This is a genomic window from Mycobacterium sp. TH-M82 (assembly GCF_057473605.1).
The window spans coordinates 1-2236 of record NZ_JBYCKY010000587.1 but is presented as its reverse complement, the minus strand read 5'-3'; the positions used below and the strand labels follow the sequence as shown (position 1 = coordinate 2236).

The 2236-nt window shown below is 60.4% G+C and carries 1 protein-coding gene; it reads right to left on the bottom strand.

The window, feature by feature from the left end; translation table 11 throughout:
- Positions 1-11 precede the first annotated feature (11 nt).
- Positions 12-2236, bottom strand: a 2225-nt coding sequence (locus AC2VON_RS17590) for a hypothetical protein (protein ID WP_486954099.1), incomplete at its 5' end; no start/stop codon positions are given.

Genomic DNA, 2236 nt, shown 5'->3' with positions numbered 1-2236 from the left:
CCCCTCTCTCGTCAAGGATTCGAGCCTGTATCGCCCATCTTCGCTTCTTCCGTAGCATACGCCTTGGCAATCTGGCGTTGCCGCGCCTCGTCCAGTCCCAGTCCGTACATGTACCACGTGGGATAACTGAACATCGTCGCCATGTCCGGCACGGCATACGTCACTTCCCCCGCTGGCGTGTCAATCGTGATGGTGACGTTCACGTGGGCATCATCGGCCTGCACGGTGCTGTACGAGTCCGACAAACTCCACTTGGCGAGTTCTGGGGTGCCGTTTGCCGTGATCGTATGCTTCGGGGCCACCCCATCCCCTGCGTACAGCAATTGATACCCAGGCATCGGCGGTTCGTTGAGTCCGCGCATCCGATCCCCGTAGGAAAAGCTGTCCTTCTTGCTGAGAAGAAGCGTGCTGTACCACGTGCGTGTGCTGCCATCCGGATTCACCAGGGTATACTGAACGCGCCCGCCAGTCGGCATCGCGTTGGGACTGCCTTTGTACCAGAACCGGAAGACAAAGGAGCCGTGCGGGCGGATGAACGCCCAAGGCGTCGGGTAATACGGATTGCTGTACAGGTGGTACGTCTGGAGCTTCCCGTCATCGGCAGGATCGGGCAATTGAAACGTCTCCACCGCCTGATTGTCGTTGGGGCCTGCCTTGCCGACTTCTGCTTGCCAGCCGGGCCAGCCGTGCGCGACGTTCAAATCGTTCCACGCGGCCTGCGTGTTGTAGCCGAAGAACGTGTTGTTCGGATTGTCCCAACGGTTGGCAGGCTCGGGCAAAAACATGTGACCGGGATAGCCTGGGTCGTAGGCGAGACCGGAGATGTGCCCGTGGTATTCCGAAACGGGATACACCGCGGAATACTCGGTGTCTTCGTTCACGCAGTACGGGATGCGCCGATGCGTGATGTGAGGGTACGTCCCGGTCGTCACGGTGCGGTAGAAGACGGTCGGAACAACGTACGTCCAGTGAAACGTCTGACTGCCAGGCGTCCCGTTGTCCGTCCAGTATTCGTTCGTGTCGTAGGGCGTGCCGCAATAGTTGCTTGGCGGTGGCGGTGGCGGTGCGGGATTCCCCCACGTGACGGTGACGTCGTTGGAGCGACCGAGAACCGTCCCACCTTGAACGCTCACAATGTCCGCCTGATAGGTGTCCGTGAGATTCCCGTAGCTGGTCGCGCTGGTGGAATACGTGCTCACATTGTCGGCGCTCACACTGGCGTTCGCACCGGAGAGCGTGCCATCGGCTCCGAGGTCTTCGATCTCAATCTGGTAGCCGGTGGGCACCTTGCCTACCACGCTGGCCTGTAGCGTGGACGGATCGCCTACCGAGAGCGACTGAGGGGATGCACTCAAAGCGATGGTGGCTGGTGCGTCGGCAACGCCTTGCCCTATGGTGAAGGTCTGGCTCACGGGCGTTGCGAAGTTGCCCACATCGTCCGCCGCGTAAAGGGTGATGGTGTACGTGCCCGGCGTGAGATGCGTGGTATCCAGTTCGATGCCCTGCGCCAGATTGTCGGTGCCACCGCCGCCTGGATTCACAGGAAAGTTCCCACTGTACCCGCTCACGGTATGATTGGGATTTCGCGTTTGGCCGTTCAAGTAGCTGTTCTCAAAGTCGCTAGGCATGACACCGTTGATGACGGCATCATCAAAGAGCGACGCGCCGTAATCGCTCGGAAGTCCTACGCCCCCGCCTTCCACGGCGATCATGGACGCGGGTAGACCATGCGCCGAGAGATACCACGCTTGCGGCCCGCTCACGGTGTAGCCTTTATCGGTCGCGTCGGCCGCTTGAAAGGCCGCCAACTCGCCTTGTGGGAACGCGGCTCCATTCACGGATTGCCCGGCGCTGTTGGTGACGTTGAGCCATTCGAGATGCGTGTTTTGTTCCCAAGCCCCATCCGTCACCTGATCAAACACAAAAATGGGCGTGCCCTGCGGCACGGGCGAGGTGAGTTCATGATTCACTGTGAACGCATCGACGCCGATGCCGTCCGTGTCCTGCGGGGGCGCGGCTTCCAGCCCGATTTGTGCGGAGATGGGCGCATGGGCCATGATCACCTGAAACCCGTCGTTTTGATCCCTGGTGTCCTCGTCTTGCTGCGGTACGAACGCATCGCCCGTTTGCTGTACAAGGTTTGAGAGATTGTCCAGTGTTTCGCCGATGGCGGGGGGCGAATCGTATCCAGAACTTTGACCGGGCGGCGTGGTCTGGAACCAGTCGTAGGTGAGGT